Source organism: Demequina iriomotensis, from assembly GCF_000971395.1.
GTDB classification, from domain to species: Bacteria; Actinomycetota; Actinomycetes; order Actinomycetales; family Demequinaceae; genus Demequina; species Demequina iriomotensis.
In genome coordinates this window covers 700,443-719,843 of record NZ_BBME01000009.1, presented here as the reverse complement: position 1 = coordinate 719,843, position 19,401 = coordinate 700,443, and the positions used below count along the sequence as shown (strand labels likewise).

General features: G+C 74.7%; 15 protein-coding genes and 1 tRNA gene. 8 read left to right on the top strand and 8 right to left on the bottom strand.

Translation table 11 applies throughout. The features are described from left to right. Nucleotides 1-8: 8 nt before the first annotated feature. Nucleotides 9-686, bottom strand: a complete 678-nt coding sequence (locus AOM09_RS03415; protein ID WP_062384267.1) for a response regulator transcription factor — start codon at nucleotides 684-686, stop codon at nucleotides 9-11. A gap of 93 nt (nucleotides 687-779) precedes the next feature. Between AOM09_RS03415 and AOM09_RS03410 the strand changes: the two genes are divergently transcribed. Both AOM09_RS03410 and AOM09_RS03405 read left to right on the top strand, forming a co-directional pair. Further along, nucleotides 780-2,921 (top strand): hypothetical protein, encoded by a 2,142-nt coding sequence (locus AOM09_RS03410; protein WP_156162203.1) that lies wholly within the window; start codon nucleotides 780-782, stop codon nucleotides 2,919-2,921. Between the two features lie 77 nt (nucleotides 2,922-2,998). Continuing rightward, on the top strand, nucleotides 2,999-5,887 hold the full coding sequence (locus AOM09_RS03405; protein ID WP_062384261.1) for an FtsK/SpoIIIE domain-containing protein: 2,889 nt from the start codon (nucleotides 2,999-3,001) through the stop codon (nucleotides 5,885-5,887). On the opposite strand, the gene AOM09_RS03400 is transcribed toward AOM09_RS03405, so the two are convergent. Further along, nucleotides 5,864-6,277, bottom strand: coding sequence for a hypothetical protein (locus AOM09_RS03400; protein ID WP_062384257.1), 414 nt, complete (start codon nucleotides 6,275-6,277; stop codon nucleotides 5,864-5,866). The two genes, AOM09_RS03405 and AOM09_RS03400, sit on opposite strands and share 24 nt — an antisense overlap. 169 nt (nucleotides 6,278-6,446) lie before the next feature. On the opposite strand from AOM09_RS03400, the gene AOM09_RS03395 reads away from it, so the two are divergent. Beyond that, the gene (locus AOM09_RS03395; RefSeq protein WP_062384254.1) at nucleotides 6,447-6,701 is read left to right on the top strand and encodes a WhiB family transcriptional regulator; all 255 of its coding nucleotides are present in this window, start codon (nucleotides 6,447-6,449) and stop codon (nucleotides 6,699-6,701) included. An 81-nt stretch (nucleotides 6,702-6,782) separates the two neighbouring features. Here AOM09_RS03395 and AOM09_RS03390 read toward each other — a convergent pair whose 3' ends face one another. Next, entirely contained in the window at nucleotides 6,783-8,246 is a 1,464-nt protein-coding gene (locus AOM09_RS03390; protein ID WP_062384251.1) for a sensor histidine kinase, read from the bottom strand. Between the two features lie 59 nt (nucleotides 8,247-8,305). On the opposite strand from AOM09_RS03390, the gene AOM09_RS03385 reads away from it, so the two are divergent. The 3 genes from AOM09_RS03385 to AOM09_RS03375 are packed head-to-tail and all read left to right on the top strand — an operon-like array spanning nucleotide 8,306 to nucleotide 9,575. Beyond that, nucleotides 8,306-8,797 carry a DUF2505 domain-containing protein gene (locus tag AOM09_RS03385; RefSeq protein ID WP_062384248.1) on the top strand — a complete coding sequence of 164 codons (492 nt, stop codon included), beginning with the start codon at nucleotides 8,306-8,308 and terminating at the stop codon, nucleotides 8,795-8,797. Then, the gene (locus AOM09_RS03380; RefSeq protein WP_169747600.1) at nucleotides 8,794-9,207 is read left to right on the top strand and encodes a FluC/FEX family fluoride channel; all 414 of its coding nucleotides are present in this window, start codon (nucleotides 8,794-8,796) and stop codon (nucleotides 9,205-9,207) included. The genes AOM09_RS03385 and AOM09_RS03380 overlap by 4 nt, the downstream gene beginning before the upstream one ends. Next, a complete protein-coding gene (locus AOM09_RS03375; RefSeq protein WP_062384242.1) occupies nucleotides 9,204-9,575 on the top strand; it encodes a FluC/FEX family fluoride channel in 372 nt (123 codons plus the stop codon). Before AOM09_RS03380 ends, AOM09_RS03375 begins: the two co-directional genes overlap by 4 nt. 13 nt (nucleotides 9,576-9,588) lie before the next feature. Here AOM09_RS03375 and AOM09_RS03370 read toward each other — a convergent pair whose 3' ends face one another. The 3 genes from AOM09_RS03370 to AOM09_RS03360 form a co-directional block, all read right to left on the bottom strand. After that, nucleotides 9,589-10,809 (bottom strand): APC family permease, encoded by a 1,221-nt coding sequence (locus AOM09_RS03370; protein WP_062384240.1) that lies wholly within the window; start codon nucleotides 10,807-10,809, stop codon nucleotides 9,589-9,591. 2 nt (nucleotides 10,810-10,811) lie between these two features. Next, nucleotides 10,812-12,254 (bottom strand): amino acid permease, encoded by a 1,443-nt coding sequence (locus tag AOM09_RS03365; RefSeq protein WP_228375041.1) that lies wholly within the window; start codon nucleotides 12,252-12,254, stop codon nucleotides 10,812-10,814. Nucleotides 12,255-12,342: 88 nt separating this feature from the next. After that, nucleotides 12,343-13,326 (bottom strand): patatin-like phospholipase family protein, encoded by a 984-nt coding sequence (locus AOM09_RS03360; protein WP_062384237.1) that lies wholly within the window; start codon nucleotides 13,324-13,326, stop codon nucleotides 12,343-12,345. Between the two features lie 183 nt (nucleotides 13,327-13,509). Between AOM09_RS03360 and AOM09_RS03355 the strand changes: the two genes are divergently transcribed. Next, nucleotides 13,510-15,114 carry a xylulokinase gene (locus tag AOM09_RS03355; RefSeq protein ID WP_062384234.1) on the top strand — a complete coding sequence of 535 codons (1,605 nt, stop codon included), beginning with the start codon at nucleotides 13,510-13,512 and terminating at the stop codon, nucleotides 15,112-15,114. A 226-nt stretch (nucleotides 15,115-15,340) separates the two neighbouring features. On the opposite strand, the gene AOM09_RS03350 is transcribed toward AOM09_RS03355, so the two are convergent. Beyond that, nucleotides 15,341-15,414 (bottom strand) — tRNA-Met (locus AOM09_RS03350). A gap of 69 nt (nucleotides 15,415-15,483) precedes the next feature. Between AOM09_RS03350 and AOM09_RS03345 the strand changes: the two genes are divergently transcribed. After that, nucleotides 15,484-16,275, top strand: a complete 792-nt coding sequence (locus AOM09_RS03345; protein WP_062384231.1) for a hypothetical protein — start codon at nucleotides 15,484-15,486, stop codon at nucleotides 16,273-16,275. A gap of 78 nt (nucleotides 16,276-16,353) precedes the next feature. Here the strand turns inward: AOM09_RS03345 and AOM09_RS03340 are convergent, their stop codons facing one another. Beyond that, entirely contained in the window at nucleotides 16,354-19,368 is a 3,015-nt protein-coding gene (locus AOM09_RS03340; RefSeq protein ID WP_062384229.1) for a UPF0182 family membrane protein, read from the bottom strand. Nucleotides 19,369-19,401: the final 33 nt, after the last annotated feature.

Below are 19,401 nucleotides of genomic sequence, written 5' to 3'. Positions count from 1 at the left end.
GGGTCCCCTCAGTCGCCGGTCTCGAAGCGGAAGCCCATCCCGCGCACCGTCGTGATGAAGTGCGGGTGCGACGCATCGTCGCCGAGCTTCCGGCGCAGCCACGAGACGTGCATGTCGAGGGTCTTCGACGGCGCGCCCGGATCGGCCGACCACACCTCGCGCATGAGCGCGTCGCGCGACACCACCGACCCGGCGCTCGCGACGAGCACCTGCAGCAGGTCGAACTCCTTGCCGCTCAGCTGGAGCTCGTCCCCGTCGAGGTAGGCACGATGCCCGGCGACGTCGATGCGCACGCCGCCCGCCTCGATGTCGCCGCCGGCCTCGGAGCCCGTCCGGCGTCGCAGCAGCGCGCGGACCCGGGCGAGGAGCTCGGCGAGGCGGAAGGGCTTGGTGACGTAGTCGTCCGCGCCCGCGTCGAGCCCCACCACCAGGTCGACCTCGTCGGCGCGGGCGGTGAGCATGAGGATCGGCACCTGCAGGCCCTTGTCGCGGATGCGGCGCGCGACATCGACGCCGTCGATGTCCGGCAGCCCCAGGTCGAGGATCACCAGGTCGGCGTCGTCGGACGCCCCGACCCCTCCGATGCCGGTGCCATGCCACTCGACGTCGTACCCCTCCCGGCCCAAAGCACGGGTCAAGGGTTCTGAAATGGTCGGGTCATCTTCGACCAAAACAATTCGCGTCATGACGACACAGTACCCGGGGACCCCGACTTTGCAACGACGCCCTGCGGCCGCGCCCGCATACGGCGACCGGCCCCGCCGATACGCTGGGTGGCCGTGACGCGAACCGCCCACCTCCCCCTGCGCGCGGACGGCCGTCCGCGCGCCGCGACCGGCGTCGTGGTCGCCCCGGAACGCATCCTGCTCGTGCTCGTGATGCTCGCGCTGTCGGCCGGGCTGTGGGTGAGCGTGGGCTGGCATACCCCCTGGACCGTGCTGCCCACCGCCGCGCTCGGCACCCTCCTCGCGTGGCGCATCGTCCCCGCCCCTGCGCGCGTCACCGCCGCCGAACGGCGCGGGGCGATCCTCGCGCTCGCCGCCTCCGGGACCTGGGCCGTCGCGGCCGCCGTGCTCCACGCCGAGTACCTCATCGTGGTGCGCGACCCGGGGTTCCTCAGCCTCGCCGGGCTGTGGCTCGTGGACCACCCGGACTCCGACATCCCGTCCCTCGGGGCGATCGACGCCGCCGCGGTCGACTCCTCGGCGCTCGCCGACGCGTCCCAGGCGTGGAACCTCCGGGGCGAGGAGGTCCAGCCGCAGGGAGCGCGCCTGCTCTCCGCGCTCATCGCGGTCGGCGGCTGGGTCGCGGGCGACCGCGGCGTGCTCGTCGCCAACAGCATCGTCGGCGCGGTCGGCGTGCTGGCGATCTACGTGCTCGCGCGCCGCATGCTCGGTCCGCTCGCCGCGCTCGCGCCCGCCGCCGCCGTGGGCCTGTCGGTGTCGCACATCGGCCTCTCGCGCGCGGCTTACACGGAGCCGCTCACGCTCGTGCTCGTGCTCGCCGCCGCGCTGTGGCTGTGGCGGGGGGTCGAGGAGCGGCGCGCGGGACCGCTGCTGCTCGGCGCGGTCACCGCGGGCGCGACCTCGTTCCTCCGCATCGACGGCGCCGCGTTCGCCGCCGGCCTGCTCGTGGCGACGGTGCTCGCCCTCGCCCTCGCCGAGGGCTCGCGCGCGCGACGCGCGGCGGCCGCGCTCGGCGTCATCGCGGTCCAGGGCGGCGTGCTGTACGCGGGCTACGGCGCCCTGTGGCGGTGGAGCGAGGGCTACGCCGACCGCCTCGCGGACCAGGCGGTGACGCTCATGGTCGGCTACGGCGCGCTCACGCTCGTGCTCGCGGTCTGGGCCGCGACGTGGCTCGGCGGGGGCGACCGGGTCGCCACCTCGGCCCGCGACATGCTCGGCCGGCGCGGCGCGATCGGCGCGGGCGTCGCGGTGTCCGCGCTGCTCGCGGTGCTGGCGTCGCGGCCGCTGTGGATGACCGCGCACCGCAGCACCGACGACCCTGTGGACCAGTTCACCAACTCGGTGGTGGAGGGCTTCCAGCGCGCGCAAGGGCTCGAGGTCGATGCGACGCGGACCTATGCGGAGCACACCGTCGCGTGGGTGAGCTACTACCTCACGTGGCCGCTGGTGCTGCTCGGCATCGTCGGATTCGGCCTCGCGACGGCGTGGATGATCCGGCGGCGGCCCGGGTGGGCGCTGCTGCTCGGCGCGACCCTCCCGACGTCGCTCCTCTACTTCTGGAACCCCGAGGTGGTGCCCGACCAGCTGTGGGCCTTCCGCCGCTTCGAGCCCGCGACGCTGCCCGGCTTCGCGATCGCGGCCGCGGTCGCCGCCTGGTGGATCGTCGACCGGGTCCGCGCGGACTGGCGCGTGCGCGCGCGCCGCATCGCCGCGGGCGCCTTCGTGGTGCTGCCCCTGACCACGTGGGTGTCGATCATGCCGGGCGCCGCCCTCCCGGTGTCGGGCGCGACGCCCGTCTTCATCCGCGAGATGGGCGGGGCGTACGAGCAGATCACCGCGCTGTGCGAGGTCGCGCCGGACCGCCCGATCATCCTCGCCGGCACCTCCTCCCACTTCGGCTCGTTGCGCGTCATGTGCGACGAGCCCACGGTCCTCGCGCTCGCGTCGCTCACGCCCGCGCAGCTGGTGGACATGGCCGCCGTGTGGGACACGGCTCCCGTGGTGCTCACCCGCGACGTCGACTGGTTCGACTGGTCCGCGGAGCCCGAGGCGGTGGTGACCTCGACCGTGCGCCAGACCAGCTACACGCTCCAGGGCATCCCGCGCACCTACTTCGACCGCAGCTACACCTGGTATGCGGGGATCGTCGGCGAGGACGGCGTGCTCACGCCGGTCGCCCCCGGCGCGGTGGAGGCGGGCGCCGCGCCCGCGGAGACCGTGGTCACCAGCCGCTGACGGCGGCCTGGCTCTCCACAGGCGCGGTCCTCGCGGTCGCGGGCACGGCCCGCGCCCGCTTCCCTGCCCTCATGGACATGAGCATCGAGGGGGTCGGCGACGTCGAGGTGGAGCCGGGCACGCGCCTCGACGCCGTGCTGCGGATCACGCGCGCGCCGGCGGCCGTGTGGTGCGGCGGCGCGCGGCTCGACGGCGATCACCGCGCCGGCGTCCCGCCGCTGCTCGACGGGGCGCTGCTGCGCGAGAGGCCGGGTCCGCCGACGGTGCCGCCGCGGGGACCGCACCTGCGCGTCGTCGCGGGTCCGGATGCGGGCGGGATCATCGAGGTGCGCGCAGGGGAGGCGGCCGTGGGCCGCGAGGGTGCGCACGCGCTCGCCGATGCCGGGCTGAGCCGGCGGCACCTGGCGCTCGACGCGGCCGGGCGGGCACGCGACCTCGGCTCGCGCAACGGGACGATGCTCGTGCGGGGCGCGCGCACGCGCCGGCTGGGCCGCGCGCGACGGCGGCTGCGTCCGGGCGACCTCGTGCTCGCCGGGGCGACGGTGCTGCGCTGGATCGACCCCGCGGCGCCCGACGGGACGGACACGCCTCGAGCGGGGCCCGGGCGCGCGCGGCTCGCGCCGCTGCTCGCCGGCCTGGGCGGGGGCGCCGCCGGCGGCCTCGCGCTCGGCGTCGCGACCGGGCGCTGGGAGCTCGCGGCCGTGGCGGTGGCGGCGCCCCTCGCGCTCGCCGCGGCGTCCGTGGCCCGCGGCTCGGGTCACGGCTCCGCGCCGCCCGCACCGACGGGGATCGAGCTGCTCGCGACGCTGCCGGGGCCCGTCGCGGTGCGCGGCGAGTGCGCGCGGGCGCGCGCCGCCGTGCGTGCCGTCGCGCTCGCGCGCGACGCCGCGCTCCCCCGCCCGCTCGAGGAGTCCTGGATGCGATGGCTCCCGGGGCGGCTCCACGACGGCGAGATCGCGCTCGTCGGCCCCGACGCGCCGGCGCCGTCGGAGGCGCGCACCTTGATCGACCTCGATCGCGCCGAGATCGCGGTCGACGGGCGCGCGACGCCCTGGCGGCCCTGCGAGGTCTCGGCAGGCACCGCCGATCCCCTCGCACGCATGCGCGCCTCGACCCGCACGGCGGGACTCCCGCGCGAGGTGCGCTGGTCCGAGCTCGACCGCCCGGACCCGGCGCCGGGCACGCTCGTCGCGACCCTCGGCCAGGGGCCCGACGGACCGGTGCGGCTCGACCTCGACGTCGACGGTCCGCACGTGCTCGTCGCGGGCACCACGGGATCGGGGAAGTCGGCCCTGCTCGAGACGCTCGTGACCGGGCTCGCGCACGACCATCCTCCGCGTGCGCTCGGCATCGCCCTCGTCGACCTCAAGGGCGGAGCCGGGCTCGGCGCATGCGCCTCGCTGCCGCACGCGCGCGGCCTGCTCACGGATCTCGAGCCCACGGCCGCGCGCCGCGCGCTGCTCGGCCTGGCGCACGAGCTGCGCTCCCGGAAGGCCCTCCTCGCGGACGCCGGCGCGCCCTCGTGGGCGGCGTGGGCCGCGTCACGGTCGGCGCGCGGCGATGGCGGGCCGCCGCCGCGCCTGCTCATGGTCGTCGACGAGTTCCAGGAGCTCGCCGCGCTGGACCCGGGCTTCCTGCCCGAGCTCGCGCGGCTCGCGGCGCAAGGACGCTCGCTGGGCGTCCACCTCATCCTCGCGACCCAGCGCCCGGCCGGCGTGGTGACGCCCGAGATCCGCGCCAACGTCGCGAGCGTGATCGCGCTGCGGACCGCGAGCGAGGCGGAGTCGCACGACGTGCTGGGCGACGCCGCGGCCGCCGGTCTCCCGGCGTCCGCTCCCGGTCGCGCGGTGGTGGTGACCCCTCGCGCGCGGACCACCATGCAGGGCGCCCTGCCGCTCGCGGAGCGACGGCCCCCCGCCCGCCGCCGCGGCGAGGCCGTGCCGCACGGCGTCCCGCTCGCCGCGGCCGCCGCACGGCGCTGGGACGGGTCCTCGCCGCCCGACGCGCTCTGGCGCCCGCCGTTGAGCGCGGAGGACCGCGTCGCGCCCGGCACGCTGGGGTGGCTCGACCTGCCCGAGTCGCGCGACCGCGCGCCGCTCGCGTGGGACCCGCGCGAGGGACCGCTCGTCATCGTCGGGCCGCGCGGCTCGGGCCGGACGGCCGCGCTCGACGCCGTCGCCGCCGCCCTGCCGGGCTGCGTCCGCCTGCCGCGCGACCCGCGCGAGGCCGCGAGGACGCTCGCGCTGGCCCGGGGATCCGACGTCGCCGCGCTGCTCGTCGACGATGCGGACCGCGCGTGCGCCGCTCTCGACCCGCTGCTCCGCGGTGCGGCCGAGGAGCTCGAGGCCCTCTCCCGCGAGGTGCCCCTCGCGCTCGCGGCGGGCCCGGCGTGGGGCACGCGGTGGGCCGCCCGCGCGGGGCTGCGCGTGATCCTCGCGGGCCTCGACCGCGTGGAGCAGGCCCTGTGGGGCGTGCCCGCGCCCCTCCTCGGGCTCCCGCCGGAGCCCGGCCGCGGGGTGGCCGTCAGCGCACGCGGCGCCGCAGAGTGCCGCCTCGCGCGGGTCCCGCCGCCGACGGCCCGGGTGCTGGTGCGCCCCCTCGTCTGCCCCGACGGCCTGGCGCCGCACGCGGTGGGGGTGATCGGCGACGAGGCGCGGCCGTGGACGCCCGCCGGCCCGACCCACGTCACCGGCCGGCCGGGAGCGGAGCGCGACGCGGTGGCCGCCGCCCTCGAGCGCGCCGGGGTCGAGGTGACGGTGTCGACGCGAGCGGATCCCGCGGCGGCCGTCGAGGTGGTCGCCGCCCCCACCCCCGCGCTCCTGCGCGAGCTGGGCCTCGCGGCGGCGCCGGGCGTCGCGGACGCCTCGCCCCCGGGCGGACGCGTCGTGGTCCGTCATGCCGGCGGCGTCGAGGCGGCGCAGCTGCGCGGCGCCCCGGCGCGATCAGGCGTCGCGCGGTGCGCGTAGCGCGGCGCGCCCGCCGAGCAGCACGAGCACGCCGACGGCGACCGCGACCGCGGCCAGGGCGGCACCGTAGCCCGGGCGGACCCCGGTGAGATTGATCCCGGCGAGCGCGAGCAGCGCCTGCCACGTGAGAGAGGCGGTGACCGCCCAGCGCGCGCCGCGACGGAACGCGCGCGCGACCGCGCCCAGCCCGAACGCGACGAGCCCGTAGAAGCACGCCAGCCCGATCGCGAAGGCGGGCTCGGGCAGCGCCGTCGCATGGAGCCCGTACGCGACGGCGTACACGCCCAGCGCGAGCGCCTCGACGCCGATGCCGACCGCCGCCGCGGTGCGCCACGGGCTCGCCGAAGCCTCGTCGGGATGGGACCTGGGGCCCTTGCGATCGCCGTTCATGACCCCCCGATCGGCGCTTCCCAGCGAACCCACAGAAAACACCTCTTGAAACATTCTCGTTACTTGTGCGAATCTTAAGGAAGTCGAAACGCGACGGCGCGACGAAACCCCTTCACCCCTGTGGGTCCCGTCGCGCCATGCTATCCCCGCTATCCCCCTAGGAGACCCCATGGATTGGCGCAGCAGCGCAGCATGCCTCGAAGTCGATGACCCCGAGCTCTTCTTCCCGGTCGGCAACACCGGCCCCGCCCTCATGCAGATCGAGAAGGCGAAGACCGTCTGCCAGCGGTGCACCGTGCGCGACACGTGCCTGCAGTGGGCGATGGAGCACAACCAGGACTCCGGCGTCTGGGGCGGCCTGTCCGAGGACGAGCGCCGTTCGCTCAAGCGCCGCGCCGCTCGCGCCCGCCGCGCCGCGAAGTAACCGTCGGCGGCCGCGCCGCCCATGCATCAGCCCCGTCCGGCAGCGCCGGGCGGGGCTGACTGCTGCGTGGAGCCGCGCGCGTCACAGGCGCGGGTCGGACACCCGCTCCTCGACGCTCCCGTGAAGGTCGACCACGGAGCCGGACTCGACCTTGCGCCAGTCGATGGTGCCGCGCAGCTCGTTCTGCACCAGCGTGCGCACGATCTGCGAGCCGAGCCCCGAGGGCTCGCCCTCGATGCCCACGCCGTCGTCCTCGATGCTCACCCGCAGCGTGCGGCCGTCGCGCTGCGCGGTGACGGTGATGGTGCCCTGCGCGCGGCCCTCGAAGCCGTGCTCGACCGCGTTGGTGATGAGCTCGGTCACCACGAGGGCGAGCGAGGACGCGTACTGCGCGGGGATGAGCCCGAACTCGCCGGTGTTGACGATGCGCACCTGGGTGTCGGGCGACGCGACGTCCGCGGCCATGCGGATCGAGCGCGACACCAGCTCGTCGAAGTTGACCAGCTCGTCGAGGGTCCCCGACAGGGTCTCGTGCACCAGCGCGATCGTGGCGACGCGGCGCATCGCCTCGGCGAGCGCCTCCTTGGCCTCGGGCGCCTCGACGCGCCGCGACTGCAGGCGCAGCAGCGCGGCGACCGTCTGCAGGTTGTTCTTCACCCGGTGGTGGATCTCGCGGATGGTCGCGTCCTTGGTCACCAGCTCGCGCTCGCGCCGTCGCACATCGGAGACGTCGCGGCACAGCAGCACCGCGCCGACGCGCGCGCCGTGCTCGGTGACCGGGATCGCGCGCAGCGACAGCACCGCGCCGTTGGCCTCGAGGTCGGTGCGCCACGCGGCGCGGCCCGCGACCACCATGGCGAGCGTCTCGTCGACCACGCCCTGATCCTCGAGCAGCTCGCTCGTGACGCGCGGCAGCGACTTGTTCATGAGCGAGCCGTGGACGCCCAGGCGGTGGAAGCACGACAACGCGTTGGGCGACGCGTACGTGACGTGCCCCACGGCGTCGAGGCGCAGCACCCCGTCGCCCACGCGGGGCGCGCCGCGGCGCGGGCCCGTGATCGACGTGTGCATGGGGAACTCGCCGCGCGTCACCATCCGCAGCAGGTCGTCGGCCGCGCCCTTGTAGTTGAGCTCGAGGCGGCTCGACGAGCGCGACACGGCCTGCGACACCTCGCGCGTCACCACCGCGATCGGGCGGCCCTCCATGACGACGGGCAGCGCGTCCTCGCGGACCGCGTAGGTCTCGTCCCAGCGCGGCTCGCGCGAGCCGACGATGCCGCCCTCCTCGAGCGCGCGGCGCAGATGAGCGACCCTGCCGCCGGGCGCGTGGGTGCCCACCACATCGTCCAGGTGGACCGTGGGCCCGGTCGACGGGCGGCACTGCGCGACCGCGACGAAGCCCTCGCCGTCCTCGCGCCACATCACCAGGTCGGCGAAGGACAGGTCCGCGATGATCTGCCAGTCGGCGACCAGCAGCGCGAGCCACTCGGCCTCCGCATCCGTGATGGGGCCGTACTCCTCGATGGTGTCGCGCAGGGTTGCCACGGGGACAAGCCTAGAGCCGTCCCGCGGGCGCGCTAGCCTGAGCGCAGGGGGTTCCACCGGTGAAGATCACGCACACGCACCGCTTCGACGCCTCGATCGAGGACGTCTGGACGATGCTCACGTCGACCGAGTTCGGCCGCGCCCGCGCGGAGGCCATGGGCACCGAGGCGCACGAGGTCGACGTCGACCTGCGCGAGGACGGCTCGCGCGCCGTCATGCTGCGCGCCGACGTGCCGACCACGTCCATCCCGTCCGAGTTCCGCGCGCTCGTGGGCCGCGAGCTCGCGGTCACCTACACCGAGGTGTGGGAGCCGCCGGGCGGCGCCGACCACGTGGGCACCTTCGCGGTCGAGATCGCGGGCGCCCCGGGCCACGTCGCGGGGGCGATCGGGATCACCCCGGACGGCGACGCGACGGACCTGCTCGCGACGGGCGACGTGGTCGCCCACGTCCCGCTGTTCGGGGCGATGATCGAGAAGGCGGTCGGGGAGGCCGTCCAGAAGGCGCTCGCCGCGCAGCTCGAGGCCGCCGACGCGTGGCTCGCGCGGTGACGCGAGCCGCACAGCTGGGCCTGGTCCTGGTCGGCGGCGCGGCGGGCGGCGCGCTGCGCATCGGCCTGTCGGAGGCCTTCCCCGAGACCGCGGGGCCCGTCCCGTGGGACCTGATCCTCATCAACGCGGTCGGCTCGCTGGTGCTCGCGTGGGCCGTCGCGCGCACCCAGGCCCGGGGACCGTGGGCGCTGTTCCCCGCCATCGGTCCCGGCCTGCTGGGCGGATTCACCACGTTCTCGTCGATCGCGTGCCTCGCCTGGTCCACGGACGCGCCGCTCGACGTCGCGATCGGCGTCCTGGTCGCGACCATGGCCGCCGCGGTCGCCTCCGCATGGCTCGGCTGGTGGCTGGGCGACCGGCCGCCGTCGGCGCTTGACGAGGCCGCCGTGTTCGCGGAGGAGAACGAGTGAGCGCGTGGGCCTACGCGGCCGCGATCCTCGGCTGCGGGCTCGGCGCATGCGTGCGCTTCTCCCTCGGCTGGCTCGACACGCGCAAGGCCTTCCCGTGGCCCACGATCCTCGCGAACGTGCTGGGCTCGGCGGTCCTGGGCGCGGTCCTCGCCGCGGGGGACGATGCGCTCCTGTCCCCCGCATGGACGTTCGCCCTGGGCACGGGGGTCGCGGGAGGGCTGTCGACGTTCTCCTCGCTCGCCGTCGACGTGGTCGTGCTTGCCAAGGACGGCCGCCGGGGCGCGGTCATGGGCTACGTGGCCTCGACCGCGGCGCTGGGCCTCGCCGCCGCGGCGGCGGGCTACGCCGTGACGTCCGCCTTCGCCTGAGCCCCGCCGCCGCTCAGCGGCGCAGCAGGGCGCGGCCGAGCGCGAGCAGCGCGAGCAGCGCCGCCGCGGCGCCGATCGCGACCCACGGCAGAGACGCCATAAGCGCGACGCACGCGAGCGCACCCGCGGCGGACAGCGCGCGCGGCATCCGCCACCCCCCGGTCCGACCCGCGCCCGCGGCTCGCCACGCCGCGGCGTTGGCGACGGCGTAGTAGAGCAGCACTGCGAAGGAGGACATCGCGATCGCGAGCGGCAGGCCTCCCGCCCACACGAGCGCGACGGCCGCGAGGCACGCCGCACCCTCCGCGAGCGCGGGCACCTCCCGCGAGTCGAGCCGCGCCAGGGCACGGGGCAGGTCGCCCTCGCGCGCCATCGCCATCGCGGTGCGCCCCACACCCGCGGTGAGCGCCAGGAGCGATCCCGCGGCGGCCGCCACCGCGGCGGCGGTCACCACGGCGGCCGGCAGCCAGGTGCCGGCCACCGCATCGGCGACGGGCGCGGTCGAGTCGGCGAGCGCGGGGCCGAGCACCCGGGGCAGCACGAGCGCGAGGGCGCCGTAGAGGACCCCCGCGACCGCGAGCGCGACGGCGATGGCGCGGGGGATGGTCCGGGCGGGCTCGCGCACCTCCTCGCCCAGCGTCGCGATCCGCGCGTAGCCGGCGAAGGCGAAGAACACCAGCGCCGCCGCCTGGGCGACGGCCCGCGCGTCGCCCCATGCCGTGCTCCATCCGAAGGTCGCCACGGGAGTCGGCTCCGCACCCGCGAGCGCGACGACGGCCGCCACGAGCACCCCGACGACGGCGGAGGCGAGCACCACGGACGCCGCGGACGTGCGCGTGATCCCCCGCGAGTTCAGCGCCCACGAGGCCGCGATCGCCGCGGTCGCGACCCACGCGGCGTGGCCCGGCCACAGGTAGCCCCCCGCGGCGAGCGCGATCGCCGCGATCGAGGCGGTCTTGCCGACGACGAAGCCGATGCCCGCCACGAACCCCGGCCACGGCCCGAGCTCGGCGCGACCGAACGAGTACGCGCCGCCGGCCACCGGGTGCACGGCCGCGAGCTGCGCGGTCGATCCGGCGTTGAGCGCGGCGACCACCCCGGCGAGGAGCACGGCCCACGCGAGGGCGTCCCCGGCCGCGGCGTAGGCGGGGCCCCACACCACGAAGACCCCGGCGCCCAGCATGGAGCCGACGCCGATGGCGGTGGCGCCCACGAGACCCACGCGCCGGCGCATCGTCAGCTCCGTGGCTCTGGCGGGGTCGCGATCGGCGCGTCGGCGACGGGCGCCGAGGCGTCCTCGCCGAGATCGTGCCCCGCCTCCGACTCGGCGACCGCGAGCGCGGCGCCGCGCGGGCGTCCCGCGCGCACCCACGCGAGATAGAGCCCGCCGGCGACGATCCCGGTCGCGGCGAGCGAGCCGATCGCGGCGGGCCGCATGAGGTTCGCGATGAGCGTGAAGCCGACCGCGACGGCCGCGATCACGTTGAGCGCGACCCAGAAGGGGCGGCGATCGTGGTGCGAGAACCTGGCCATCGCGATCAGGCCCATGAGGAAGCTCACGAAGACGGACACCGCGTAGAACAGCACGAGGCTCTGGTCGCGGGCACCCGCGAGCGTCACCACCGCCGCCGAGGCCGCGAGGAAGACGCCGACGCCCACCATCGGCACGTGGTGCGCGTTGGTGCGCCCCAGGACTGCGGGGAGGACGCCGTGGCGGGACTCGCCGTGCTCGGACCGCGCGAGCGCCTTGAGCAGGCCGGGCCCGGCCTGGAACGAGGACGAGGCGGCGGACAGCAGCAGCAGCGCGGTGGTCGCCTGGAACGCGGCGAAGAGCGCGTGGCCGTCGGCGGCGCGTGCCAGCTCCGCGACCAGCGTGGTGTCCTCGTGGGGCACGGGCAGGCCCAGGCGGACCACGGCGAGGGTGATCGCGAGCGTGAGGGTGCCGACGATGCCGAGCGTGAGCCACAGGGCCCAGCGCCCGAAGCTGCGCCGGCCCGCATCGTCGAGCTGCGCCAGCTGCGCGATCGCGGAGGACGGCGCCTCGATGCCGGTCGCGAGCGCCATGGCGACGGGGAAGGCGAGCGCGACGGCCAGCGGCGCGCCGTGCGTGAGGCCCTCGATCGGCTGCGGCTCGACCGCGGGCATGCCGGGCACCGGCAGCAGCACCGCGACGGCGACCACGATGAACACGACCGTGAGCAGCGCGAACACGGCGCGACCGAGGTGACCGAACCACATCAGCCCGGCGACCACGAGCAGCAGGATGAGCGCGAGCAGCAGGCGGTACGGTGCGAGCGACGGCACGTAGCTGATGATCGCGGAGGACCCGGCGGACACCGAGATCGCGATGGTGAGCACGAAGTCGACGACGAGCGCGCCCATCGGGATGAACGAGAACCCCTCGCCGAACGCGCCGCCGGCGGCCGCGGCCGAGCCGCCGCCCTCCGGGAAGCGCGCGACCAGCTGGTGGTACGAGGCGACCACGAGGCCCACGACGGCGACCACCGCGGCCATCGCGGGGAACAGCAGGGCGAGGTTGCCGTCGAGCGCGCGCAGCGCCGCCTCGATCGCGTACGCGACGGAGGACACGGGATCCGCCATGACGGAGAACGCGAAGGCGAGCAGCAGCGCCGTGCGGCCGTGCAGCCAGCCGGAGCGGACGGGGATGGCGTGGGTCACGCGGGTGCCTCCCAAGGCGCGGTCGCCGGCGCGTGCGCGGCCGGGCCGCAGGCCATGCTAGACCCGGCCCGGACCTGCGCGGTCCGCGCTAGCGCGGCGCACCGTCCCAGGCGTCGAACGCCTCGCGTGCGAGGGCGCGGCCCAGGTCGATCATCTCGGCGGCGCGGTGGAAGTCGAGCACGCCGCATGAGTCCGCCGGGACGTCGACCATGACGTCGGGCGGGTACCCCGCGAGGCGGTAGCGCTGGACGGTGTTCTGGAGCGTCTGCAGCGAGCGGTCGATGACGTCGAGCGTGCTGATCTCGGGAGGCTCGGCGGTCGCCGCGGCGACCGGGTCCGCCGGCTCGATCGCCGCATCGTCCCCGTCCTCGCCACGCGCCCGCAGGCGCTGCGCGATCATGCTCATGAGGCGCGGCTCGGCGACGTGGACGGCCGGCAGGCGCAGGCGGGGCAGGCGCATGAGCGGCTCGCCCGGCTCCGACGGCGGCAGCGGCGCGTTGTCGGGGCGCGCGTTGCCCGCGAGGTTGACGGCGATGGTCGCGTCCGCGCGCACCGACGCGAGCGGCACCACGGGCACGGGGTTGAGGATCCCGCCGTCCGCGAGCAGCCGACCGTCGCGGCGCACGGGCGTGATGACCATCGGGATGGCGATGGAGGCGCGGATGGCGTCGACGACGGGACCCTCCGTGAACCACACCTCCGACTGCGAGAGCAGGTCGGTCGCGACCGCCGTGTACGGCAGCGGGAGGTCCTCGATGCGCCTCCCGGCGAGGATCTCGTCGATCCGGCGCATCACGCGGTCGGCCCGGATGGCGCCCGCCCCCTTGAACGCCGGATCCATCATGCGCAGCACCTCGCGCCGCGTGAGCGCCTCCGCCCACTCGCGGTACTCCGCGAGGCCGCCGGCGGCGTACAGGCCGCCCACGAGCGCGCCCATCGAGGTCCCGGCGACGCCCGCGACCTCCCAGCCGCGCGACTCGATCTCGTCGATGACGCCGATGTGGGCGTAGCCGCGGGCTCCCCCGCTGCCGAGCGAGAGGGCGATGCGGGGACGATGCGTGAGCGTGGTCACCGGGCCAGGCTACCTGGCCTGTCGCCGCCCGCGAGGGGCGTCCCGCGCGGTGGCGGAGCGGCCGTGCGGGACCTAGGGTGCGGCGGGAGGGGACGATGCGGCACTAGAGTCTTGTCGACCGTTCACATTTCTGTCGTCCCGCGTCTCGCGGGCCCACCCGGAACACGCAAGGAGATCGCTGCGATGACGCAGATCAAGCAGATCGACGTGGCGGCCGCGATCGCGGCCGGCGAGACCTCCCTGGGCATCGAGCTCGGATCGACGCGCATCAAGGCGTGCCTCATCGGACCGGACCACCAGCCGATCGCCACGGGCAGCCACGCGTGGGAGAACCAGTTCGTCGACCGCCTGTGGACGTACTCGGTCGAGGCGGTCTGGGAGGGCGTGCAGGCGTCCGTCGCGGACCTGCTCGCGCAGGTCGAGGAGGCGTACGGGGTGCGGCCGACCTCGATCGGCGCGCTGGGCGTGTCCGCGATGATGCACGGCTACCTCGCGTTCTCCGCCGAGGACGAGCTGCTGGTGCCCTTCCGCACGTGGCGCAACACCACCACCGAGCGCGCGGCCGCCGAGCTCACCGAGGTGCTGGGCTTCAACTTCCCGCTGCGCTGGTCCGCCTCGCACGTGTACGAGGCGATCCTCGACGACGAGCCGCACGTCTCCGAGCTCGCGTTCATCACCACGCTCGCGGGCTACGTGCACTGGAGGCTCACGGGTCGCAAGGTGCTGGGCGTGGGCGACGCCTCGGGCATGTTCCCCATCGACCCGGCGACGCGCGACTACGACGCGGACATGCTCGCGCGCTTCCAGGGGCTCGTGGCCGCGCGCCGGCCCGGGCTCGACGTCGCGTCGCTGCTGCCCGAGGTGCTGGTCGCGGGCGCCGACGCCGGCACGCTCACCGCCGAGGGCGCGGCCCTGCTCGACCCGACCGGGACCCTGCAGCCCGGTGCGCTCGTCGCGCCGCCCGAGGGCGACGCCGGCACCGGCATGATCGCGACCAACGCCGTCGCCCCCCGCACCGGCAACATCTCGGCGGGCACCTCGATCTTCGCGATGGTGGTGCTCGAGAAGCCGCTCGAGTCGGTCCACGAGGAGCTCGACATCGTCACCACGCCCGCGGGCGACCTGGTCGCGATGGTCCACTGCAACAACGGCGCCTCGGAGCTGGGCGCCTGGGCCGGCGTCTTCACCGAGTTCGCGGCCGCGATGGGCGTCGTGGGCGGTGCCGACGCCGTGTTCGAGACGCTCTTCCGTGCCGCGCTCGACGGCGAGGCGGACGGCGGCGGGCTCCTGGCCTACAACTACCTGTCCGGCGAGCCGATCACGGGCCTGGCCGAGGGACGCCCGCTGGTGGTGCGCACCCCGGGCTCGCGCCTCACCCTCGCGAACTTCATGCGCACGCAGCTCTACGGCGCGTTCGGCACGCTGAGCCTCGGCATGAGGGTGCTGCACGACGAGGGCGTCGAGCTCGACTCGATGTTCGCCCACGGTGGCATGTTCCGCACCGCCGGGGTCGCGCAGCGCCTGCTCGCCGCGGCGATCGGCGCGCCCGTCACCGTGGGCGACACCGCCTCCGAGGGCGGCGCGTGGGGCATGGCGGTGCTCGCCGAGTTCCGCCGCGCGGGCGCCGGCGCCGAGCTGTCGGACTACCTGGGCTCGCGCGTGTTCGCGGACGCGGCCGTGGACGTGGCCGAGCCGGACGCCGGCGACGTCGCGGGCTACGCCGCGTGGCTCGAGCAGTACGAGGCCGGGCTGGCGATCGAGCGGGCCGCCGCCGACGCGATCCGCTGATCGCGTCCCGATCCGATGTGCGACGGCCCGGCTCCGCTGCGGCGGGCCGGGCCTTCGCGCATCGTGGTCGCGCCCGCCGCGCCCTGCGAGGTGCTCGGTGCCCGGATCCGGCGAATGTGGGCGCTACGCACCTCGGGGGGCGCAGGCGCGGGCGCGGGGCCGCGCGACGGAGGCACCGGGGAACGACGAAGGCCCGGACCGCATGGTCCGGGCCTTCGTCATCTCGTAGCGGGGACAGGATTTGAACCTGCGACCTCCGGGTTATGAGCCCGGCGAGCTACCGAACTGCTCCACCCCGCGTCGGCCTGATAACTCTAGCGGACGCGCGCCTCAACGCCAAATCGGCTCCACGTGACTAGGGTCGCACGCATGACCGAGAACGATCCCTTCCTCAGCAACCCGGGCGCTCAGCCTCCCGCCGAGCAGCCCAAGTACCACCCCGCATCCGGCCTCAACCCTGGCCAGTCGCATGCGCCGGCCCCCGGCGTGATCCCCGGCGCGGCGGCGCCGTCGCCTGCCTACGGCACCGGGCCGCAGGTTCCCTTCGGCCAGGACGGCGTGCCGCTCGAGAAGCCCAAGGGCCTCGCGACGGGGCTGCTCGCGGTGACGGGCGCGAACGCCGTGATCGGGCTGATCGTCGCGACGACGGCGAGCGACGCTGCGGACGCCATCATCGAGATCCTCGAGACGGGCACGACCACCACCTCGGTGGGCTCGCCCCTGGGCAACCTCAGCCTCCCCCTCACCCTCGCCGCCTATGTGCTCTACGGCCTGTGGATGACCCGCATGCGGCGCAACCGTGAGGCCATGGGCGCCCGCCCGGGCCTGCCCGGTGTCGAGTGGTGGGGCTGGTTCGTGCCCTTCGCCGGGCTCATCCTGCTGCCGCTGGGCGCCCGCAAGGTGGTCGGCCGCACCACCTCGCTCGCGCTGCTGCTCGGCTGGTGGCTCACCTACCTCGCGTCGTACGCGGCGGGCCTCGTCGGCGCGGCCGCGATCTTCGGCGTCTTCGACTGGGAGACGGGCGAGGTGGTCAACACCGCCGCCCTCGACTCCTACCCCGCCTCGGCGTGGGCGAGCGCGGCGCTCATGCTCGTCTCGTGGGGCTTCCTGTTCGGCTTCGTCCGCCAGGCGACCGAGCGGCACGTCGACCCGCAGGCCTGACGGCCCCCGCATCGGCCCCAGATACGAAGGAGGGCCGGACCCCGACGGGTCCGGCCCTCCTTCACGTGCACCGTGCGGCTACGAGGTCGCGGTGGCCGATGCGCTGGGCTCGGGCGTCGCGCTGGGCTCGGCCTCGGTCGAGGCCCCGCTGAGCTCGGCCTCCGCGGCGATCGCGTCCTCGATGGCCTGCGACAGGCGGTCCTGCGCCTCGCCGTAGGCCGCGAAGTCGCCCTGCGCGAGCGCCTCCTCGCCCTCGGTGATCGCCTGGCTCGCCCGGTCGAGCGCGTCCTGGAGCGCGGCCTCGACGGTCGGGTCGACCGTGGTGCCGCCGTCGCCGGAGCCCGTGCCCTCGTCGGTGGTGCCGCCATCGGTGGTGCCGCCGTCGGTGGTCCCGGTGCCGTCGTCGACGCCGGGCTCGGTCTCGCCCCCCGCAGCGCCGTCGCCCGCACCCTCGCCGAACACCTGGTCGAGCGCCTCCGGCAGCGTGTCCGCGAAGCCGACCTCGTCGCCGAACGCCACGAACACCTTGCGCAGGAGCGGCACGCGCGTGCCCTCCTTCGACTGGACGTAGACGGGCTGGACGTACAGCAGGCCTCCGCCGACCGGGAGCGTGAGCAGGTTGCCGTTGACCACGTCCGTCTCGCCCTGGCGCAGCAGGTTGAGCGTCTCCTGCGCGTCCGGGTTCGAGTTGAAGTTGTTCTGCACCTGGCCCGGTCCCGGGATCGTGGTGTCGCGCGGCAGCTCGAGCAGGCGCAGCGTGCCGTAGTCCTCGTCCACCTGGCCCGCCGTGCTGCCCGTCTCCGAGTTCACCGCGAGATAGCCCGTGAGGATGTTGCGCGGGTTGTCACCGCCCTGGATGTAGTTGCTCGTGAGCGAGAAGGTCGGCTCGTCCTGATCGGGCATCTGCAGCGTGAGGTAGTACGGGGGCTGCAGCTGCGTGTCGTCCGTCGGGTCGGCCGGGTTCCGCCAGAAGTCCTGCGTCGAGTAGAACGACGCCGGGTCGGTGACGTGGTAGCTCGCGAGCTGGAAGCGCTGGATCGAGAACAGGTCCTCGGGGTAGCGCAGGTGGCTCATGAGGTCGCCGCTGATCTCGCTCATCGGCTTGATCGACGCGGGGAAGATGTGCTGCCACGTCTGCAGGATCGGGTCCTCGTTGTCCCACGCATACAGCGTCACCGAGCCGTCGTACGCGTCCACGATCGCCTTGACCGAGTTGCGCACGTAGTTGAGCGAGGCGCCGCCGCCGACCGCGGAGGTCGAGCTCGCGAAGATCGAGCTGGTCGACACCGGGGCCGAGTAGGGGTACTGGTCGGTGGTGGTGTAGCCGTCGACCACCCACACGACGCGACCGTCGACGACGGCGGGGTACGTGGTCTGGTCGAGCTCGAGGTACGGCGCGACCCGGCCGACCCGCTCGAGCGGGTCCCGGTAGTAGAGGATCTGCGACTCCGAGGTGACGCGGTCCGAGAACAGGATCTGCTCCTCGCCCATCCGGATCGCGTACATCAGCTTGGCGAACATGGTGCCGATGCCGGGCCCGCCGTCACCGGTATAGGTGGTGTTGACCTGGCCGTTGTCGGAGTTGTCGTCGGGGTAGTCGAGCTCCCACGGCGTGGTGCCGTCGGGCGCGCCGACGATCGAGTAGTCGGGCAGGGTGGTGCCGAAGTAGATGCGCGGCTCGTACTCGCCCAGCTCGCCGCGCGACGGGATGCCGCCCTCGAAGAACGACGGCTGACCGTCGTTGGTGGTCTTGTTGCCGTACGCGGCGACCACGCCGAAGCCGTGGGTGAAGACCGTGTGGTCGTTGATCCAGTTGCGGCTGCCGGCACCCAGCCCCTCGAGGTTGAGCTCGCGCACGGCGATGACGGTGTCCTGGAGCTCGCCCTCGATGGCGTAGCGGTCGACGTTGAGCAGCGAGGAGAACGTGTAGTACTGCTTGTTCTGCTGCAGCTGCTGGAACGCGGGCGAGACGATGTTCGGGTCGAGCAGGCGGATCTGCGCGGTCGTGTCGGCGTCCTGGCGCAGCGCATCGGCCTCGGCCTCCGTGGTCGCGCGGTACGCGGTGGTCTCCACCCCGTCGATGCCGTACGCGTACCGCGTCGCCGCGATGTTGCGGCCGATGTACTCGCTCTCGAGGTCCTGCTCGTTCGGGGCGACCTGGAAGCGCTGGACCACGGCCGGGTAGATCCCGCCGATGGCGACGGCCGACAGCACCAGCAGGCCGATGCCGACCGCCGGGATGCGCCAGTCGCCGCGCCAGATCACGGTGAGGAACACGATCGCGACCAGCAGCGCGATCCCGGCGAGGATCGAGCGCGACGGCAGGATCGCGTTGATGTCGGTGTACGAGGCGCCGTAGAAGCGCTCGTTGGCCTTGGTGAGCAGCCCGTAGCGGTCGAGCCAGTAGTTGGCGGCGATGGTGACCATGACGATCGCGCCGAGCACCGCGAGCTGGATGCGCGCGCCCTTCGACGCGACGAACGTCCGGCCCGTTCCCGCGATGCCGCCGTACAGGAGGTGCACGAACGCCGCGATGAGCGTCGACAGCACCGCGAGCGCGAGCACCACGGTGACGAGCAGGTTGAGCGCGGGAAGCGTGAAGACGTAGAACGACACGTCCAGCCCGAACTGCGGGTCCTTCTCCCCGAACTGCTCGTGGTTGAGCCACGCGACCACGGTCTCCCACTGCGAGGACACGGCGAGGCCGGCCACGAGCCCGATCACCGCGGGCAGCACGATCATCGCGAGGCGCTCGAGCGGCTCGATCTGCGCGCGCACCTGGTCGAGCTGGCTGCGTCCGCCCGTGCGCGCGGGCCGGACCCGCTTCGCGATCCACAGGTTGAGCCAGATGGTGCCGCCGGCGACGGCCGCCGCGATGACGAACAGCACGATCCGCGCGAGCCACTGCGTGCGCCAGACCTCCGCGAAGCCGAGCTGGTCGTACCATACCACCTCGGTCCACACGTTGGCGGTCGCGATCGCGAGCAGCACCAGCGCGCCGAGCACCACCGCGGTGATCGCGAGCGGCGAGCGCCGTTGCGGAACAGGGGCCGGCCGGACCGGGCGAGCGGAGCGGTCGTCGTCGAACGTCACGTGGCTGTCCTTCGTGTCGAGTTGTGTCTAGCC